This is a genomic window from Frankia alni ACN14a, assembly GCF_000058485.1.
GTDB classification, from domain to species: domain Bacteria; phylum Actinomycetota; class Actinomycetes; order Frankiales; family Frankiaceae; genus Frankia; species Frankia alni.
In genome coordinates, this window is the sequence record NC_008278.1 from 4,068,880 (window position 1) to 4,088,216 (window position 19,337).

Genomic DNA, 19,337 nt, shown 5'->3' on the forward strand with positions numbered 1-19,337 from the left:
CGTGTCGGGTCTGTGCGCGGGTCGGGTGGTGATCGTCACGGGGGGCGGCAACGGGATCGGGCGGGCGCATGCGCTGGCGTTCGCCGCCGAGGGTGCCCGGGTGGTCGTCAACGATCTCGGCTGCGACCGAACCGGCCGCGGTCGCGACGACGGGCCCGCGGCCGCCGTCGTCGAGGAGATCCGCGCGGCCGGCGGGCAGGCGGTGGCGAACAGCGACGACGTCGCCGACTTCGCCGGGGCCGGGCGCCTCGTCGCCCAGGCGGTCGAGACGTTCGGGGGCCTCGACGTTCTGGTGAACAACGCCGGGATCCTGCGCGACCGCACCCTGGTCAACATGACCGAGACGGAGTGGGACACCGTCGTGCGGGTGCACCTCAAGGGCACCTTCGCCCCGACGCACCATGCCGGCGTCTACTGGCGCGACGAGCATTCCGCCGGGCGAGGGCGGGCCGGGCGCGTCGTCAACACCAGTTCGCCGTCGGGGTTGTTCGGCAACATCGGCCAGACGAACTACGGCGCCGCCAAGACCGCCATCGCCGGGTTCACCATCACGGCCGCGTTGGAACTCGCCCGCTACGGCGTGACCGTGAACGCGATCGCTCCGCTCGCGCTGACCCGGATGACCGACGGTCTCACCGGCGACCTGCCCGAGGCGCAGGCGGCGAGGATGACCCCCGGGCACATCGCGCCCCTGGTGGTCTGGCTGGGCAGCGAGGCGTCGGCCGGAGTGACCGGCCGGGTGTTCGCCGTCGTCGGCGGCAGCATCACCGTGTTGGAGGGCTGGGTGGCCGGCCCGGCCGTCGACCTCGACGGCGTCTGGGACCCGGGCGCGCTCGGCGAGGTCATCCCCGACCTGGTCCGCGCCGCCGCCCCGAACGCCGACCTGACCGGCACCCGTCCCCCGCGTGACGCGTCCACCCACCACTGAGCCGCCCCCGTGCCCGTCGCCCGCGTGACGCCCACCCACCGCTGATCCCGCCCGCGCCGAGGTGGCCGGCCGGTCGGCGCCGGCCCGCGCTGAGCCAGCCCGCCGGCGCCGACGACACGACAGGGTCCGACCGCACCACCGAGATGATCACCGGCAGGCCAGCTCGTCAACACTGTTGATTATCTTGTGGGTGGGGACGGGGACTGCGGTGCGTTGTGCACCATCGCCGGGCCGGACCGGACAGAACGCACCGCAACCGACCCGGCCGTGTTCGGCCGGGTGATCACTGTGGCGACGGGGGCCGTCAGACGGTGCCGTCGAGGAGGCGTTGCAGGCCCGGCGCGCACAGGTCGACGATCCGGTCGCGTTCGGCGACGCTGATCGCCTCGGTATGCACGATCTTGCGCAGGACGCCGAGGCCGAGCAGGTGGGCGAGGACGAGCTCGGCGCGCAGGGCGGCATCCGGGCCGGTCAGCCGCGAGCGCAGCCGGGCGACGACCTGATCGCGGAAGTTGTCCCGTAGCAGGGTCGCGTGCTCGCCGTGCTGGAGCGCGAACGCGACCCGGATGAGCGGGTCGCGGCGCTGCTCGTGCGCGTCGAGCAGGGCGTGCAGCAGGTGGCGGCCGAGGTCGGGCAGCGGCGCGTCGAGCAGCCGGTCGATCTCGTCGCCGAACCGGGCGACCCGCGCGAAGAGCTGCTCCTTGCTGCCGAAGTACTTCAGGACCAGCGGAGCGCTCACCCCGGCGTCCGCCGCGATCGCCTTGAGCGTGATGGCGGCGTAGGGCTGGCGGGCGAACGCCCGGCGGGCCGCCGCGATGATCGCCTCGCGGCTGACCTCGGCGTCTCCCCGCGTCCGGCTTCGCCCCCCGGACGCTGCCCCCGTCCCGGACGATGCTGCCACCGGGGCCGATGCCCCCACCGGGGCCGATGCTGCCGGACGACTGTGGGCGGTGGTCGAGGGGCTCGTCATGATTCAGTCCTCCGCCCATCCCGGGATGCACCGGACATCCCCGGCCGGGACGCCCGAGCCTGCACGCTACCGCTCACCGGCGCCGCACCGTGCTCGCCCCGGCACCGTCGGGTCCTCCCGGACCCCGCCTCCTCGCCGACCCCGCGTCCTCACGGCGCCGCCCACCTCGGGTCACCCTGGCCTCGCCACGCTCTACCCCGCCACGCTGACCCCGTCGCCCGGACCCCGTCACCATGGCTCTGTGGCCATACCCCTGCAGGTCCTGGCCCATGGTCAGCGCGACGTGGTGACCGAGGTCGCGGCGGCCGGGACGGGCTCCCCCAACGGGACGTCGCCGCCGCGGGCCGCGTCCCCGGTCCGCGACGGGCCGGCGGGCTGCCCAGGCGCGGCCACGTCGGCGCGGCCGCGGGTGGGCACCAGGCAGCCCACTGCGAGGGCGAGCGCGCCCACCACGCCGGCCATCGCGAAAACGGTCTGGAAGGCGCCCAGGCTCGGCACCGCCCCGGCGGAGGTCGTCATCGTGAGGTGGCTGAGCAGCGCGGCGACCGCGGCACTGCACATCGCCTGCCCGACCGTGCGCAGCAGGACGTTGAGGCCGTTGGCCGCGGCCGTCTGCGTGCGGGGAACCGCGTTCATGATGAGCATCGGCATGGCCGAGTAGGCCAGCGCCGTCCCGGCGGCGACCACCGCCGCACCGACCACGATCATCGGCAGGTTCTCGCTGGTGAACATGCGCAGCAGGTAGCCGAACACGAGGGCGCATGTGCCGAGCAGCAGCGTGATCCGCGGGCCACGGGAGGCGGTGATCCGCGCGGCGACCGGCGACAGGGCGAACATCGCCACGCCGCCGGGCAGCAGGCACAGGCCGCTGGCGAACACCGACAGGCCGAGGCCGTAGCCGGTCTCCTTCGGCACCTGGACGAGCTGGGCGGTGGACAGCGAGTTGGCGTAGAAGGAGAAGCCGACCAGCAGTGCCGCCGCGTTCGGGGCGAGCACCGCGGGCCGGCGCGCCAGGCGCAGGTCGACCAGCGGGTCGGCGACCCGAAGCTGCCAGCGGGCCCAGCCGATGAAGATCACCACCGCGGCGAGGATCAGGCCGCCGAAGCGCGGGCTGGTGAAGCCCCAGTCGGCCGCCTTGGACAGTGCCAGCAGCAGGCACAGCAGGCCGAGGGCCAGCCCGACCGCGCCGGGAATGTCGAAGCGGGCGGGGGCACGGACCTTCGACTCGCGCACGAGCAGCCCGGCGAGGATCAGATCGGCCAGGCCGAGCCCGCCGGTGACCCAGAACATCACGTGCCAGTCGGCGAACTGGATGATCAGGGAGGCGAACGGGACGCCGAGCGCCGCGCCGATGCCGACGGTGGCGCTCATCAGCGCGACCGCCGACCCGACCCGCTCGGGTGGCAGCTCGTCGCGCAGGATGCTGATCGACAGCGGCACCACCGCGAGGCAGGCGCCCTGCAGACCGCGGGCCGGGATCAGCAGCCAGATGTTCGACGTCAGCGCACACAGGACCGACCCGGTGGTCAGCATCCCGAGCGCGACCAGCAGCATCCGCCGCTTGCCGAAGATGTCCCCCGCCCGGCCGAACAGCGGCGTGACCACCGCGCCGACGAGCAGAGTGACGGTGAGCAGCCAGCTCACGTTGGACGCCGACGCGCCGGTGAGCCGAGGCAGGTCGGGCAGCAACGGCACGATCGAGACCTGCGAGATCGCGGTGAGGATGCCGCCGACGCCCAGCACGGCGCTGAGCTCCCGGGAGCGTCCCCCGCCCGCCGCGGGGGCCTCCTTCGCGGACGCGGCGCGGACCGGATGCACGGCAGGCTCGTCCACGTGACTCCTTGACAGATCGGCAGGACATGATCGCGAGGGTGGCGGCTCGCCGGTGAACCGCCGTTCACCAGCATAGTGAACGGCGGTTCACCAAAGCGAGCAGTGCCCTCGTGACGCCCGCCACCCGTCGCGATACGCAGACACGCAGGTGGGGCCCCATCCCTCGCCGCCGCCGCGGGGCTCTCCGACCGGCCGACGGGCCTCGATGCCCCCGTGCGGCGGAGCACTCCGGTGGCCACCCGGGGGCCACCGGCTCGCCTCAGACCGGCCACGACCGCCGTTGCCGCGAGACCCGGCCAACACCGGCCGACGATCATGGTGTTCACGGAACCACACCACGCCCCACAACCACCGCCGCCAGCCCGCCGGCCCGCCGGCCCGCCCGGATTCCGGCCAGATTGAGGCCAGATCATGCCGAGGCTTCGGCACGGTTTTCCGGCCGAAAAGCGTGCCGAGACCTCGGCACGATTCCGTGCCCAGAAGATTACGTAAGGCTACGGACGAGGTGGGTGGCCGGCGGGCATTGCGCACTCGAGGCCACCTGGCACCGAGCCGCAGCATTCGGCCGGGCGCAGGGGTTGGCACGGCCACGGCGGGGTCCGCCTACGGGCCTGGCTGCTCGGACGGTGCGACCTGCTCGGACGGGACGCCGCGGTCGGCGTGCATGCGACCGTCGTCGGACGGGTCGCCCCGCTCGGCGTGGATGCGACCGCTGTCGGCCGATTCGCCCTGGTTCGCGTGGATGCGACCGTTGTCGGAGGTTTCGCCCCAGTCGGCGTGGATGCGACCGCTGGTGGCCCGCAGCGGGCGGCCGCTGCCACCCCAGCGGCTCTGGATGATCTCCGCGGCGATCGAGACGGCCGTCTCCTCGGGCGTGCGCGAACCCAGGTCCAGTCCGATCGGGGAGTGCAGCCGCGCGAGGTCCTCTTCGGCGACACCGCAGTCCCGCAGGCGGCGCAATCGGTCGGCATGGGTGCGCCGCGACCCCATGGCGCCGACGTAGTGCGCCGGGGAGCGCAGCGCGGCGCGCAACACCGGGATGTCGAACTTCGGATCGTGGGTGAGCACGCAGATCACCGTGCGAGCGTCGACCGCCGCGCGGTGGAGGAAGGCCACCGGCCGTTCGCAGACCACCTCGTCGGCGTCGGGGAAACGCCGCGTGGTCGCGAACACCGGCCGGGCATCACACACCGTCACCCGGTAGCCGAGGAAGCGGCCCAGCCGCACCACCGCGGCGGCATAGTCGATCGCGCCGAAGACCAGCATCCGCGCCGGTGGGGCGAACGACTGGACGTACACGCCGATCGCGTCCGGCCGCCGCTGCCCCTGCGGCCCGTAGCGGCGCAGCCCACTGCGACCGGCCGCCAGCAACCCGCGGGCATCGTCCACCGCGGCGACGTCAAGACCGGCGACCCCGGACGAACCGACCGTACGATCGGGCCACACCGCTATCTGCCCGCCCAGCCCGCCTCCCCCGACGACGGTCAGCAGCGCCACGGTGTCGTCGGCGGCCAGCGCGGCAAGGACCGCGTCCAGCGCAACCCCCGCACGCCGCTGCTCGCCGGCCCCAACGTCGCGGGCCCCCACATCGCCGGACCGCACATCGCCGGCCCCCACATCAGCAGCCTCCACGTTGCCGTCGGCGGCACGGTCGGCGGCAGCGGCGACAGCCACCTCGCCGACGGCGTCGGGCCGGTCCACGCCGACGGCGTCGGGCCGGTCCACGCCGACGGCGTCGGGCCGGTCCACGTCTGCGGCGGCGAACGGGCCGCGGGCCGGGTACGGGACAAGGACCAGGTCGATGATCCCGCCGCAGGTCAGGCCGACAGCGAAGGCGTCGTCGTCGGAGATGCCGTAACTCTCCAGGGCGGGGATGCCGGTGCGGATCGCCTCGGCCGCGGCCTCGTAGACCGCGCCCTCGACGCAGCCGCCGGACACGCTGCCGACGACCTCCCCGCCGGCGGCGACGGCCATGGCGGCGCCGGGCTGGCGGGGCGCGCTGCCCCGTACCCCGACGACGGTCGCCACCGCAAACCCGACCCCCTCGGCCCGCCAGCGCCGCAGCGCGTCGGCGATCTCGCGCACCGGCGCCACCCCCCTCCGCCGCCCGATCGACCCCCGAGCTGCACACATGCCTGCCCACGGAGCCCCGCCGCCACCCTAGAACCCGAAACCGACCCGCGTGGAGACACCGTGACCCACGCCCCACCGACCCCACCGACCCCGCCGACCCCGCGCGCCCGGTCGACCTCGCACGACCCACCGACCAGTGGTGTCCACCGACCCCGTTCTCCCTACCGACCTTCCAGGCCCCGCTGACGGGGCGGCACTTCTGTCGGCGCAATGCCGGGCCACGCTCCCATGGTGATCTGACGGCTTGCCAGTGCCACGTGATCTGGACGTCGAGGTGTGGACGCTCGGACAGGTTTCGATCATGGTCCGTGCGCGGGCGGGTGGATGGCAGGAGGCGCGGCGGACGCGGGCGGATGGACGCGGGCGGATGGACGCGGGCGAACGCGGGCGGAACGGGCGGACGGGCGACGGGCGGGCCGGGTGCGGCGGTGGAGCGGACGAGAACTCTCCTCTGCGGCGCGACAGCGGTAGCGTTCGGCCACCGGGTATTGCGCGAAAACAGCCACGTCCGCGGCGAGATCACCCGTATGCGGCGGCGCGGGCGCGCGTGGCTTACTGTCCGTCAACAAGGGAGCACGTATGTCCGACGAAGTTCTGGTCGAACACGCCGACGGGGTCACCGTCATCACGATCAACCGCCCGCAGGCGCGCAACGCCGTGAACCGCGCCGTGTCCGAGGGGGTCGCCGCCGCCCTCGACGAGTTCGAGTCCCGCAAGGACCTGACCGTGGCGATCATCACGGGCGCGGGCGGCACGTTCTGCTCGGGGATGGACCTCAAGGCGTTCCTGCGCGGCGAGAACGTCGCCATTGAGGGCCGAGGCCTGGCCGGCATCACGCTGACACCGCCGCGCAAGCCGATCATCGCCGCGGTCGAGGGCTTCGCCCTGGCCGGTGGGTGCGAGGTCGTGCTGGCCTGCGACCTGGTCGTCGCCGCCGAGAACGCCGCCTTCGGCATCCCGGAGGTCAAGCGGAGCCTCGTCGCCGGGGCCGGTGGCCTGCTGCGCCTGCCCAAGCGCATCCCCTACCAGGTCGCCATGGAGCTGGCGCTGACCGGCGACCAGCTCTCCGCCGTCGACGCCCACCGCTACGGCCTGGTCAACGTGCTGACCCCGGTCGGTGAGGCGCTGGCCGGCGCCCGGGCGCTCGCCGCCCGGATCGCGGCGAACGGCCCGCTGGCCGTGGCCGCGACCAAGGAGATCCTCGCGTCGGCGTCCTCCTGGCCGGCGGACGAGGCGTTCGACCGCCAGGCGGAGATCATGAATCCGGTGTTCGCCTCCGCGGACGCCAAGGAGGGCGCGTTGGCGTTCGCCGAGAAGCGGGCGCCGGTCTGGCGCGGCGAGTGACCCTCGCCCGGCGAGGGAACTGACGGCGCGCGGCGGCCGCGGGCGGACACTTCCTCACTCCGCGCGGCCGCCGCGCACGTGCGGACGACGGAGCCGAGCAGCGCCAACGCGGGCCGGCGGACGGCGGACGGCGCGGACGGGCCGCCGGCGGCGGCGAGAGTGCGGCGACGCACCCACGCCGACGGCGAGCCGAGTTGGCGGCGGGCCGAGTCGGCGGCGAAGCGAGTCGGCGGCGAGCCGAACGGCGGCCGGGCGGCTTGCACGGCTGCCTTGAGTCACCACGATGGAGCCGATCGCGCCCGCGGGCGGGGACGCTGCGCCCGCTGCACACTACGCGCAGGTGCCGGCGGACACCTAGGACCACCAGGCATGACCCCACAAAGGTGTGCTCGGTATTGTGCTCAGCTGTGGACATTTTACGGTAATGTCCCCGCCTCGGGCACGTGCCTGTTGTCACAGGCAGTGAACATCGCAGTCGTGGTTCCGGCCAGGCGCACCCTGCTGCCGACGAGATCGGAGTCCGCGCGCACCGTTCGCTGATCGTCGCCCGTTCTCGTCGATCGTCCGCTGCCAGCCACCGAGGGGTTCGCTGCTTATGCGCCGCCACGTCCAGTTACGTCTTGCGACCGCCGCGTTCACCCTGATCGCGGCCGTCGCCACGGGCTGCGCCGGCGGCGCGGCGGGCGCCGCCGGCGACTGCGACGCCCCCGGGGTGACCAAGGACGCGATCCGCATCGGCGTCGTGTACCCGGACACCGGCGCGGTGTCGGGACCGTTGCAGGCTGCCCGCGCCGGCATCGACGCCCGGCTGGGCGCGATCAACGCCAAGGGTGGCGTCAACGGCCGGAAGATCGTCTACGAGTGGCGGGACGATCAGGGCACGCCGACGGCGAACGCGATCGCGGCGCGTGACCTCGTCGAGCACCAGCAGGTCTTCGGCCTCATCGAGTCCACGATCGCGGCCAGCGGCAGCGCCCAGTACCTCAGCGACCAGGGCGTCCCCGTCACGGGGCTGGCCGCCGAGGGCGTCTGGTCGAAGTACCGCAACATGTTCTCGTTCTCCTACACCACCGGCGCCGCCGTGGACACCTACGGCACGTTCGTGAAGTCCCGCGGGGGCAGCCGGTCGGTGCTGCTGCAGACGGCGCTGTCCGGCGGCGTCTCCGACGTGGGCACCAAGCTCGTGCAGAGCATGACGGCGGCCGGCGTCAGCGACGGCGGGACCGTCAGCTACACCCCGGGTGCCGACAACCCGACGACGATCGCCCAGCGGGTCGTCGACAGCGGCGCCGACACCCTGCTCGCCATCACCGACACCGACGCCCTCGTCCAGGTTCTCGCGCAGCTGCGCGCCAGCGGGCACGCACCCAAGGTCGTCATGGCCGTCAACGGGTACGACGCCGGGCTGCTCAAGCGGTACGGCGCCGCGATGGCGGGGGTGACGGTGCCGCTGTTCTACCGCCCGTTCGAGTCCAGCGGGCCGGCGATCGCCGCCTACGTCGACGCGATGAACCGCTTCGCGCCGCAGATCGACCAGCCACAGCAGGACATCCCGCTGATGTCCTACATCCAGACGGACATGTTCATCCGCGGGCTGGAGGAGGCCGGCGACTGCCCGACCCGGCAGGGCTTCATCGACGGGCTGCGCGCGGTGACGAACTACGACGCCGAGGGCCTCATCCAGCCCATCGACATCGCCCACGGCCAGGGTCGCCAGACCACCTGCTACGCCTTCGTGCAGGTCAACGACGCCGGCACCGCGTTCGACGTCGTCAAGGAGCAGCTCTGCGGCAAGGAGATCACCTCCTGACCCGCCGGCGGGGCCGGCGAACATCCGTTGACCCCGCCGACGTCCCCCCCAGACTTCGACGGTGTCGACGATCGACGTCGTCGGGGTCCACGGGAGGCGTCAGGGTGCAGGCGGTCCGTTTCCACTCCTACGGCGGCCCCGCGGTGCTGCGGGTCGAGCGGGTGGACGTGCCGGAGCCGGGTCCCGGCCAGGTGCTGATCGAGGTCGGCGCGGCGGGGGTGACCCTGCCGGTGGTACGGCTCGTGCGCGGCCGTCGCGGGCGTCGGGGCCGGCGTGGCGCGCCGGCTCAGGGTGCCGGGTGCAGCTCCGTGCGCAGCTCGTGGCTGCCGTCGGGCCGGGCGGCCTCGTAGTACAGCCGGTGGGAGCCGTCGGGCAGGGGCACGACGCTGACGTAGCGCAGCGCGCCGTCGCCGTCCGGGGAGGACGCGGCCGGCTCGGTGCCGACGGCGTGGAAGCGGTCGGGGGTGATGCCGACGGCGAGGCCGGTGCGCTCGGCCCAGTTCTGCGCGGCGCTGGCCCGGCCGTCGTAGTAGGCCACCGGCTGGGTGCCGCCGGTGAGCACGGCGCTGATCCGCACGCCGCGGGCGTCCCAGTGGCCCGGGCGGGGGGCCAGCGCCGTCCCGGTCCAGGTCCAGTGCACGCCGTCGGGGCTGGTGGCGTGCCGGCTGTCCATCCGGTCGGTGGCCAGCGGGTCGTCGAGGGGGTGGCAGGACGCCCAGAGCTGCCACTGACCGTCGAGCAGGGCCACGACCGGGTCCTTCACGGCGAGGGTGGCCGGGTCGCCGGGCAGCACGGTGCGCCGGCGCTGCGGGTCGAAGGCGGCCGGGGAGTCGGCCTCGAGCAGGTCGACCCACCAGTGCGGGCTGTCCGGGGTGGCGCAGCTGACGTAGAGGCGCCAGGAACCCTGCGGGGTCGCCACCAGGGCGGGCCGCTCCAGGCTCTCCGCGCCGAACGGGTCGCGTGGGACCTCGGCGATCTCGGTGAAGGTCTCCCCGTCGGTGGAGCGGGCGATCACCAGCCCGTAGCCGCGGCCGGAGCCGACCGGGCGGCGCAGCCGGTAGGCCAGGTAGAACACGCCGTCCACCAGCACCGCGCAGGGCGCGCCGGCCCAGAAGCCGGGGCCCGACCCGGGTGAGGCGGCGACGGTGGTCGCGGGCTGCCGGCCGGGCAGGGGAACGGTCTGGGACGTCGTGTGCTGCTGGCTGATTGCCACGCCGCAACCCTACCGTTTCGCCTGCCGGGGGCCGTCGGGCAAGCGGGCCCCGGCGGGGGCGGCGCGCGGCTACCATCCTGATTTCACCGGTCGAGTTACCCGGCTATGCCCGCGCGTGGCCGCCGACCGGCGCCGACCCGTGCCCGGATCGGCCGACCCCGATCCCCGTCCCTGGAGGAGCGACCGGCGATGGCCCTTCCCGACTTCCTCGTGCTCGGTGTGCCCAAGGCCGGCACGACGGCGCTGCACGCCGCGCTGTCGCAGCATCCGGGGTTGTTCCTGCCCCAGGTGAAGGAGCCGAAGTTCTTCCTCTCCGAGGGCCCGCCGCCGGCCCGCGGGGGCCCCGGCGACGCCCAGACCTACCAGGAACACGTGTGGCGCCGCCGGGACTACGAGGCGCTGTTCGACCCGGCGCCCGCCGGGACGCTCGCCGGCGAGGCGACCCCGTTCTACCTCTACGACCTCGACGCGCAGAACCGGATCCGCCGGCTGCTGCCGAAGGTGCGGATCATCGTCCTGCTGCGTAACCCGGTCGACCGCGCCCACTCGAACTGGACGCATCTGTGGGCGGCGGGGCTGGAGAGCGAACGCGACTTCGTCCGCGCCTGCGCGCTGGAGGCCGAGCGCCGCGACGCCGGCTGGGCGCAGTTCTGGCACTACGTCTCCCTCGGCCGCTACGGCGAGCAGCTCGCCCACCTGTTCGGCCTGTTCTCCCGTGACCAGGTGCTGCTGCTGCGCTACCGGGACCTGCGCGACTCCCCCGTGGCGACGCTGGACCGGGTCTGCGAGTTCCTCGGCGTCGAGACCGGGCTGGTCGGCCTCGTGCCGTCGGAGAACGTCACCCCGTTCGTCGCCGACACCCCGGTGAACACCGCCCTGCGGGCGGCGCTGCGCACCGGGGGGCGCATCGGCCACCACTTCCCCGTGCCGCTGCGCCGCGTGGTGCGCGACCCGCTACTGTCCGCGCTGCAGCGCCAGAAGGGCGGCCGGCCGAAGCTGACCCCCGAGCAGCGGCGCGCGGTGCTGCCGTACTTCGTCGACGACATCGCCCGGCTGGAGGAGATCACCGGCCTGGTCTACCGCGACTGGCTCACCGTCGGCCTCGAACCCGAGGTGATCGACTGACCGGGTCGGAGGGGGACGAGGTCAGCCTGGCCGTCCCGGGATCAGCTCAGCGAGCGCGGGTCCGCGGGAACGTCGACGGCGTGGGCGCGCAGCGCCTCCAACGGGATGACCTCCAGGGCCCGCTCGTGGGTCGAGGCGAGCACGACCGGGGCGGCGACCCCGGCGTCGTAGGCCTGCAACCAGCGGACGGCGACGACGCACCAGCGGTCCCCGGGGCGCAGACCGGGGAAGGAGTACTCCGGCCGGGGCGTCGACAGATCGTTGCCGACCTGACGTTGATGCCGCAGGAAGTCGGCGGTCACGACCGCGCAGACGGTGTGGTTGCCAAGATCCTCCGGACCGGTGCTGCAGCACCCGTCCCGGTAGAAGCCGGTCACCGGATCGGTGCCGCACGGTTCGAGCTCGCCACCGAGAACGTTGCGCTCCACTGCCACCCGCCCATTTTCTCCCACGCGCACGATGGTCACACAGGGTCTGGCCAGATCGGGCCGGTCATCCGGCGGTGACGACCGGCACGTCCATCCCGGCCGGCGCGACGGCAGTGGCCGGGACGGGGTCGCGCAGCTCGTGGGGCAGCGGCCGGGCGTGCACGACGGTCAGCTCGCTGACCGCGCGGGTGAGCACCACGTACAGGCGGCGCAGGCCCAGACGGGGGTGGATCTCCCCCGCGACGATCGACGCCGGCTCCACGACGATGACGTGGTCGAACTCCAGGCCCTTGGCCAGCGACGCGGGTACCAGGCAGGCCCGCGACGGCGTGTCGTCGGCGCCGAGCACGTCGACACCCAGGCCGGCGCCGGCCAGCGCCGCGGCGAGGGCGGCGACGTCGGCGTCCGCGGCGACGACCGCCAGCGAGCCGGCGCGACCGAGCGCGGCGGCGACCTGATCGGTGACGATGGCGGCCACGCGCACGTCGGCGTCGGCGGCGTCGGCGGCATCGGCGGCGTCGGCATCGGCATCGGCATCGGCATCGGCGGCCAGGATGACGAGCGCGCCGGGTGCGGTGCGCGCGGAGGTGGGCGCGGTGAGCTCGGCGGAGATGTGGGCGAGCAGGCGGCCGGCGAAGGCGATGATCTGGGCGGGGACACGGTAGCCGCGGGTGAGCACCTCCAGGTGCGCGCCGGGTCGGCCGAGGTGGGCCAGCTGCGCGTGCCAGGACGTGGCCGCCCACGGGGTGGTGCCCTGGGCGAGGTCACCGAGGACGGTGAGCGAGCCGTCGGCGCAGCGCCGAGCGAGCGCGCGGCACTGCATCGGGGAGAGGTCCTGGGCCTCGTCGACGATCAGGTGGCCGACGCCGGGGGTGCCGTCGATGAGGTCGCGGGCCTCGTCGATGCAGAACGCGTCCGCAGGCGACCAGCGCGGGGTGCGGACCCCGCCGGGCGGCGCGGCGGCGAGCAGGATCTGCTGCTCGGCCGGGTCGAGCACGCCGTCGGCGGCGCGGGCGAGCAGAGCGGGGTCGGTGAGCAGCCGGCGGACCAGCGCGGGCGCGTCCACCTTCGGCCAGACCGCCTCGACGGCGTCGCGGACCGCCCGGCCGCGGGCGAGGGTGCGCAGGGCGCCGTCGGTGAGGAAGTGCCCGCCGGCCTCGGCGTGCCGGCGCACGGCGGCGGCGAGCCGGGTGGCGAGCCGGTCGCGGGCGGCGGCATAACGGATCGTGCCGGCGCGCAGCCCGGCGGCGGCGTCGGCGAACAGGCCGGCGAACTCCTCCTCCCCCACCGTCCAGCGCCCGACCGAGGTGACCACCCGCACCGGCCCGTCCGGGGAGCGCAGCCCGTCGTGCAACGCCCGGCGCACCACGGTGGCCAGGCGGGCATCGCCCTTGAGCGTCGCCGCCTCGACGCCGTCCACCCCGCGCGCCGCGACCGTGTCGACGAGCTCGTCGAGCGTGCTGTGCCGGACGGTGAACTCGCCCAGGGTCGGCAGGACGGCGGCGATGTAGCCGAGGAAGGCCCGGTTCGGTCCGACGACGAGCACCCCCGCCCGGGCAAGCCGCTCGCGGTGGGTGAACAGCAGGTAGGCGGCGCGGTGCAGGCCGACGGCGGTCTTGCCGGTCCCCGGCGCCCCCTGAACGCACACGCTCACGGCCAGGTCGGCGCGGACGATCTCGTCCTGCTCGGGCTGGATCGTGGCGACGATGTCGCGCATCGGACCGGACCGCGGCCGCTCGATCTCCCGTTCGAGCAATCCCCCGGCTGCCAGTCCCCCGGCTGCCAGTCCCCCGGCCGGCGGGGCACCTCCCGGCGGCACCGATGCGCCGGTGGTGGCGTCGCCGGGGGCCGATCCGGATCCGGTGAGCGGCTCGTCCTCGAAGGCGGTGAGCTCGGGACCGTCGTAGCCGAAGCGTCGCCGCCGCAGCACGCCCATCGGGTCACCGCGGTGGGCCCGGTAGAACGGCCGGGCGACATCGGTGCGCCAGTCGACGACCAGCGGGTCGTCGCCAGCCGACTCGCGCACGTGCCGCCGCCCGAGGTAGAACCGCCGCCCCGCGGCCCCGTCAGCCTCGAAGGACCCGTCAGCCTCGAAGGACCCGTCAGCTCCCGGCACCCCGGAGACTCCCGGGGCGCCGGAGACTCCCGGTGCGCCGGAGACTCCCGGTGCGCCGGAGACTCCCGGTGCGCCGGAGACTCCCGGTGCGCCGGAAGCTCCCGGTGCGCCGGAGACGCCGCGATCCACGGACCCGCCGCGGCCATCGCGCGCCCCCCGGGCATCGGGGGCGTAGTCGAGACGGGCGAAGAACAGCGGCGCCGTCCCCTCGCCGTCGGCGAGACCGGCGATCCGACGCTTCCTGGCGATCCGCAGAAACTCGATCGTCACCTTGTCGTCGACCGGGTCGCCGCCGGCGACCTGCGTGCCCTCGGCCTCGGCCCGCATCCCCGCCAGCGCCGCGCGACCCCGCCGCAGATAGTCCCGCTCAGCCTCCAGCTCGGCCCGCCCCGCGGCCGCCGCCTGCGCCACCGCCTCGGCCGCCGGATCCACCTCGCCTTCCCCCTCGGTTCCTGCCCCTTCGGTTCCTGCTCCGCTGCACCCCCCGGCCTCGACCCCAGTCTCTGGCTCGGCGTTCCGTCCGACGCCCCGACTCCCAGTCCCCACCACGACCCCTTCCTTAACCCGGTAAAGAATACGCGGCGTTCGACACCCTCAGGGGCACCCCGCACGCTGGCCGTGACGCACCAGAACCGGCAGGACGGACAGGACGGGGGCGATGATGCTGCCCGTCGGTGCAGTGGGTCAGCGGTCGGTTGGACGAGCCACGTCCTCCACCCGCGGCCGCGAAGATCGACGTCGAGTGCTGGCTGCGCTGTCGCGCCCGCCCGCCGTCGAACCGTCGACCGGGATGCACACCGGCTACGGCCGATCGCGGCGCGTGGGAAGGGACTGCGGTGCCATGGGCGCGATCCGCAGGCGTCAGACCGCGCACACCACTGCAACTGGCCGCGCCCGAACGACGAGGCGGTACTTCGACGGTCCCGGCCACCTGCCCGCCGCGGCCGGTCGCGGTGCACGGGAAGGCGTGCGGTTCCGCGGAACCGCGCCGCGACCCGCGCCCAGGTAGCAACGCCGGCTACCAGTACCGACTCGGGCCCTGGCTCCGGGTCCACGGTCGTAGCTCACGGTGCCCCTTCGGCCGCCCGGCCAGATCCCGGCCAGATCATGCCGAGGGTTCGGCACGGTTCGGGCCCGAAGACCGTACCGGACCCTCGGCACGTTTCTGTACTCATCTGATCACGCATCAGGAAACGGGCGACGGAAGCCCGCCGGGGCAGGGCAGTCACCGAGCCGGCCAGCCGGCCGGAAGATCACCTTTACTGCAGCGAAGGGATCAGGTGGCGTCTCCATCGGACGCGGCGTTGCTGCACCGCACGCGACAGACACCGGGGCGAGGGACGGCGAGACTGCGGTGGCGGACGCGGCACGGGGCCGGGCCCGGGGACGAGGGGAGGTCGGGTGCGTGGCTCGCAGGGCGCAGGGCGGGACATGGTGTGTCCAGGACCGGCTGGTCAGCCTGCCGGTGACGATCACGGACGCGCGGGCCGCCGTCGCGGTCTTCCGGGCCGACCCCACCGCCGCCCACACGGTCCTGGCGGGTACGGGCCTCACCCCTTGGACCGTCGCGGGGCGCGCCGTCGCGGTGCTGCTCGTCGTCCGCTACGGGCCGTGGGTGCTGGGCAGCTACGACGAGGTCGGGGTGGGAGTCGCGGTGCGGGGTCCGGGTCGGCGGCGCGGCCTGCACCTGGTCGACATGCCGGTGACCGGGGTGTTCACCCGCGACGCCGGCCGGGCGATCTGGTCGCTGCCGAAGTGGCTGATGACCGCCGAGACACAACTCGACGATCACATTACGTCGATCGCGATCGGCACCGCACCCGAGCCGGCCGCCCCACAGCGCCCCCTCCCGCTTATCCAGAGGGACGAAACGGACACGAAGGCCTCCGGACATGTCGTTGAGCCCGACGGTGGACGCCGGCGCGCGGACGACGGCGCGGACACGCCACCCGGCGGCACAGGCGAGAGCGGAATCGGGCGCCGCGACGACAGGAGCGACGGCAACAGCGGCGGCGACGACGACGACGGCGGGAGTGGCGGGAGTGGCGGGCCCGACGGCGGCGGCGACGACGGCGGCGACGGGGGCGGGGGCGGCGGGGGCGACGGGGGCGTGCTGCGGGTCCGGCTGGAGGCGGGTGGAGTGCGGGTGCCGTTCCCGGTGGTCGTCCGCATCCCGCTGTGGTGCGTGCTGCCGGACGGCCCCCGGGCGGGGGTACTGCTGCGCGGGGCGATGCCGGTGCGGTTGCACGGCGTCCGCCTGGGCCGGGGTCGGACGCGGGTGGAGCTGGGGAGCCATCCGATGGCCGAGCGGATGGCCGCGCTGGGGATGACCGGCCGGCCACTGCTGACCGTGACAGCCTTCCGCCTGCGCGGCGAGCTGGGTGCCTTCTCCGCTGTCGCCGTCCGAGGCGGTAGTGGGCGCAAGTCCGGCCGCCGCGGGTGGACGGGCACGGGTAGAGCGAGGTAGGGCGGGGCGTGGGTCAGGGCCGGAGTCGGGCCGCCGCCGCGTGGGTCAGGCGTAGTCGGGCAGGGCGCGGCGCAGGGCGTCGAAGGCTCGCCGGGTCGCCGTGACCGCCGTCGGATGGCGCGTGGCGACGTCCTCGCCCGCGCGCAGCCGCGCCCAGTTCTCCCGCGCCAGGACGCGCTGCACGGCGATGATCTGGGCGGCGGCGAGCCGGGCGGCGAGGTCACCGGCCTGGGGCGCGGCCTCGCTGAGCGCGTCGGCGAGGTCGTGCTCGTCCTGCCCGGCGTACTGCGCAACCCGACCGAGCAGGCTCGGGGTCTCGAACACCAGGGCGTGGAAGGCGAGCACCTCGGGGTGGTCGTTGAGACCGGAGACGGGTTCGCGCCGGTCGAGCCCGGCGAGCAGGTGCGCCGCCACGGCGGTCAGCGGCGCCACGCCGGGAGCCCGCGCGCGCACCACGCGGGCCGCCTCGCCGCGGTGGTCGAGGATGCGGTGCAGGACGAGGTCTTCCTTGGTGGGGAAGTAGGCGAACAGGGTCGGCTTGGACACCTCGGCCGCCGCCGCGATCTCGGCGACGGAGACGTCGTCGAAGCCGCGTTCGAGGAACAGCGTGATCGCCGCGGCGGACAGCGCGTCATGGATGCGTCGCCGGCGCAGCGCGCGCAGCCCGGTCGGTTCGCCTGCGCGCCGCCCGGACGGGTCGTCCGCGCGCAGCCCGGTCGGTTCGCCCGGGCCCGGCATCCGGGGATCCCGGGGTCAGGCGACGTGGACGAAGGGGCGGTGGTCGGGGTCGGGTTCGGCTTCGCGCAGCACCTCGCGGGTGACGGTGGCGACCTCGCCGGCGCCGAAGAACAGGAAACGCAGGAAGTTCACGATCGGGTTGCCCTCACTCCACTCGAAGTACACGTTCGGTCGCACGCCCGTGGTGTCGCGCAGGTGCAGCAGCAGCGCGGCGATCGCGTTGGGGACGGACGTGCTGGTCAGACGCAGGATCCGGTAGCCGTGGCGGTCCTCGCCGCAGACGTCGAGCTCACCTTCGAACTCGGAGGAGTCCGGGATGCTGACCTCGAGGAACAGCAGCGGGACGTCGTCGGGTACGAACAGTTCCTGCCGGGCCTTGCGGACCTTGTCGGCGTACTCGGCGGCGTCGCCGGCGTCGAGCTCGTTGGCGACCAGGTGCAGCGAGCCGGCCTCGGCGGACTCGCGCACCCATCGCTCGGCGAGGGGGTCCAGGCGCACCCCGGTGACGCGCAGCTCGAACGAGCGCGCCACCCGGGAGGAGAACGACACGACGATGATCGCGATGATGAAGATCGAACCGATGATGAGCCCGTCGGGCCGTTCGATGATGTTCGCGATGGTCGTGTAGACGAACACGACCGCGATGGCGCCGAAGGCGATCGCGAGCCGGCGCCGGCCGCGGCGCAGGGTGGACAGTGTGACCGCGAGCGCGGCGGAGGTGATCAGGACGAGGACGCCGGTGGCGTAGGCGCCGCCCTGCTTGTCGACGCTGGCCCGGAAGACGATCGTGACGACGAACCCGATGAGGGTGAACACGATGACCAGCGGCCGCACGGCGCGAGCCCACGTCGGCGCCATCCCGTAACGGGGCAGGTAGCGCGGGACGAGGTTGAGCAGGCCGGCCATGGCCGAGGCGCCGGCGAACCACAGGATCAGGATCGTGCTGACGTCGTAGACGGTGCCGAAGGCGGCGCCGAGCTGTTCGTGGGCCAGGTAGGCCAGGGCGCGCCCGTTGGCCGGCCCGCCGGGTTCGAACTCCTTCTCCGGGATCAGCAGCGTCGTGCTCAGGCTGCTGGTGATCAGGAACACCGCCATGATCGCCGCCGCGGTGGTCAGCAGCTTGCGGGCGCCGCGGATGCGGCCGACCGGGTTGGCCTCGCTGTCGCCGGGATCGCCGCGGACCAGCGGCATCACCGCGACGCCGGTCTCGAAGCCGGACAGCCCCAGCGCCAGCTTCGGGAAGACGATGAGTGCGAAGCCGATCAGAGCGAGCGGGTCGGGATGTTCGTTGACGAGCAGCGCGTGCCAGTCGCTGAACAGGTGCGGATGGCTCGCGATCTTGATCAGGGCGTCGACGACGACGACCGCGTTGAGGCTCAGGTAGATCACGACGAGGACGACGGCGATGCCGACGGCCTCGGTGAACCCGCGCAGGAAAACGCCGCCGAGCAGGGCGAGCAGCACGAGGGTGACGGCGATCTGGTGGCCCTCCAGCGCGTGTGGCGCGTAGGGGTTCTCCAGGATGTGGGCGGTGGCGTCGGCGCCGGACAGGGTGATCGTGATGAGGAAGTCGGTGCAGGCGAACCCGAGCAGCACCAGGACGAGGACCTTGCCCTTCCACCAGGACAGTTCCTTTTCCAGCATGGCGATGGAGCCCTCGCCGTGCGGGCTGTCCCGGGCGACCTGCCGGTAGACCGGCAGCGCGCCGACGAGGGTCACCAGCACCAGCACCGCCGTCGCGATCGGGCTGACGGCGCCGGCGGCGAGTGCGGCGATGCCCGGCTGGTAGCCGAGGGTGGAGAAGTAGTCGACGCCGGTCAGGCACATCACCCGCCACCAGGGGTGCAGGTGGTGTTCCTCGGCGGGCTGGGCGTGCGGGCCGGAGTGCTGCTGGGCCTGCTCGGCGCCGGCGAGCAGCCAGGCCCGCAGCCGCCGCGGGCCGGCCAGCCGCCGCGCCGGTGCGGCTTCGGTCGTCGGGGTCACGGGGCAGCGCACCTTCCAGCCGGGGAGGACATCCCGAGCATCCTCCCCCGCGCGCCCGGCCGGCACGCGCCCCGGGCGCGCCCGGGCGCGCTGCGACGCCACCCCGGCTGTCGTCGCCCCGCGCCGTGATGGGGCCGTGGTAGCCGGAGAACCCACGGGTGAATTCGCGGCGAATACTTGACCACCGCATCCTCTGCGACAATCCGCGCACGCCGGTGCCGCTTACAGTGAAAACACCACCAAATCGGC

At 74.0% G+C, this 19,337-nt stretch carries 13 protein-coding genes; 5 read left to right on the plus strand and 8 right to left on the minus strand.

Annotated features, from left to right (window positions below):
* The first annotated feature begins 1 nt into the window (after window position 1).
* The gene (locus FRAAL_RS16600; protein ID WP_011604932.1) at window positions 2–928 is read left to right on the plus strand and encodes an SDR family oxidoreductase; all 927 of its coding nucleotides are present in this window, start codon (window positions 2–4) and stop codon (window positions 926–928) included.
* Window positions 929–1,232: 304 nt separating this feature from the next.
* On the opposite strand, the gene FRAAL_RS16605 is transcribed toward FRAAL_RS16600, so the two are convergent.
* From FRAAL_RS16605 to FRAAL_RS16615, 3 genes are all read right to left on the minus strand, one after another.
* Complete coding sequence (locus FRAAL_RS16605) at window positions 1,233–1,898, minus strand: TetR/AcrR family transcriptional regulator (RefSeq protein WP_083866819.1); 666 nt, start codon at window positions 1,896–1,898, stop codon at window positions 1,233–1,235.
* A 273-nt stretch (window positions 1,899–2,171) separates the two neighbouring features.
* Window positions 2,172–3,731 (minus strand): MFS transporter, encoded by a 1,560-nt coding sequence (locus tag FRAAL_RS16610; protein WP_011604934.1) that lies wholly within the window; start codon window positions 3,729–3,731, stop codon window positions 2,172–2,174.
* 603 nt (window positions 3,732–4,334) lie between these two features.
* Window positions 4,335–5,816, minus strand: coding sequence for an XdhC family protein (locus FRAAL_RS16615; protein WP_231861040.1), 1,482 nt, complete (start codon window positions 5,814–5,816; stop codon window positions 4,335–4,337).
* A 627-nt stretch (window positions 5,817–6,443) separates the two neighbouring features.
* Here FRAAL_RS16615 and FRAAL_RS16620 point away from each other — a divergent pair.
* Both FRAAL_RS16620 and FRAAL_RS16625 read left to right on the plus strand, forming a co-directional pair.
* Complete coding sequence (locus FRAAL_RS16620; RefSeq protein ID WP_011604937.1) at window positions 6,444–7,208, plus strand: crotonase/enoyl-CoA hydratase family protein; 765 nt, start codon at window positions 6,444–6,446, stop codon at window positions 7,206–7,208.
* A 595-nt stretch (window positions 7,209–7,803) separates the two neighbouring features.
* Window positions 7,804–9,018 (plus strand): ABC transporter substrate-binding protein, encoded by a 1,215-nt coding sequence (locus FRAAL_RS16625; protein WP_011604938.1) that lies wholly within the window; start codon window positions 7,804–7,806, stop codon window positions 9,016–9,018.
* A 286-nt stretch (window positions 9,019–9,304) separates the two neighbouring features.
* On the opposite strand, the gene FRAAL_RS16635 is transcribed toward FRAAL_RS16625, so the two are convergent.
* Entirely contained in the window at window positions 9,305–10,231 is a 927-nt protein-coding gene (locus tag FRAAL_RS16635; protein WP_041939394.1) for a glycoside hydrolase family protein, read from the minus strand.
* A gap of 189 nt (window positions 10,232–10,420) precedes the next feature.
* On the opposite strand from FRAAL_RS16635, the gene FRAAL_RS16640 reads away from it, so the two are divergent.
* Window positions 10,421–11,356 (plus strand): sulfotransferase family protein, encoded by a 936-nt coding sequence (locus FRAAL_RS16640; RefSeq protein WP_011604940.1) that lies wholly within the window; start codon window positions 10,421–10,423, stop codon window positions 11,354–11,356.
* A gap of 41 nt (window positions 11,357–11,397) precedes the next feature.
* Here FRAAL_RS16640 and FRAAL_RS16645 read toward each other — a convergent pair whose 3' ends face one another.
* Both FRAAL_RS16645 and FRAAL_RS16650 read right to left on the minus strand, forming a co-directional pair.
* Window positions 11,398–11,790 (minus strand): DUF2237 family protein, encoded by a 393-nt coding sequence (locus FRAAL_RS16645; RefSeq protein WP_085949675.1) that lies wholly within the window; start codon window positions 11,788–11,790, stop codon window positions 11,398–11,400.
* Between the two features lie 58 nt (window positions 11,791–11,848).
* Entirely contained in the window at window positions 11,849–14,332 is a 2,484-nt protein-coding gene (locus tag FRAAL_RS16650; protein WP_157892120.1) for an ATP-binding protein, read from the minus strand.
* A gap of 973 nt (window positions 14,333–15,305) precedes the next feature.
* On the opposite strand from FRAAL_RS16650, the gene FRAAL_RS16655 reads away from it, so the two are divergent.
* A complete protein-coding gene (locus FRAAL_RS16655; RefSeq protein WP_011604943.1) occupies window positions 15,306–16,367 on the plus strand; it encodes an acetoacetate decarboxylase family protein in 1,062 nt (353 codons plus the stop codon).
* 45 nt (window positions 16,368–16,412) lie between these two features.
* Here FRAAL_RS16655 and FRAAL_RS16660 read toward each other — a convergent pair whose 3' ends face one another.
* Together FRAAL_RS16660 and FRAAL_RS16665 are read right to left on the minus strand one after the other, a co-directional pair.
* Entirely contained in the window at window positions 16,413–17,105 is a 693-nt protein-coding gene (locus tag FRAAL_RS16660; RefSeq protein WP_011604944.1) for a TetR/AcrR family transcriptional regulator, read from the minus strand.
* A gap of 15 nt (window positions 17,106–17,120) precedes the next feature.
* Window positions 17,121–19,088 (minus strand): APC family permease, encoded by a 1,968-nt coding sequence (locus FRAAL_RS16665; RefSeq protein WP_011604945.1) that lies wholly within the window; start codon window positions 19,086–19,088, stop codon window positions 17,121–17,123.
* Between the last annotated feature and the right edge of the window lie 249 nt (window positions 19,089–19,337).

Excerpts from the sequence above, each read along its gene's own strand:
- FRAAL_RS16660 (WP_011604944.1), bottom strand. The coding sequence starts at position 17,105 with ATGCCGGGCCCGGGCGAACCGACCGGGCTGCGCGCGGACGACCCGTCC.
- FRAAL_RS16620 (WP_011604937.1), top strand. The coding sequence starts at position 6,444 with ATGTCCGACGAAGTTCTGGTCGAACACGCCGACGGGGTCACCGTCATC.
- FRAAL_RS16605 (WP_083866819.1), bottom strand. The coding sequence starts at position 1,898 with ATGACGAGCCCCTCGACCACCGCCCACAGTCGTCCGGCAGCATCGGCC.
- FRAAL_RS16625 (WP_011604938.1), top strand. The coding sequence starts at position 7,804 with ATGCGCCGCCACGTCCAGTTACGTCTTGCGACCGCCGCGTTCACCCTG.
- FRAAL_RS16640 (WP_011604940.1), top strand. The coding sequence starts at position 10,421 with ATGGCCCTTCCCGACTTCCTCGTGCTCGGTGTGCCCAAGGCCGGCACG.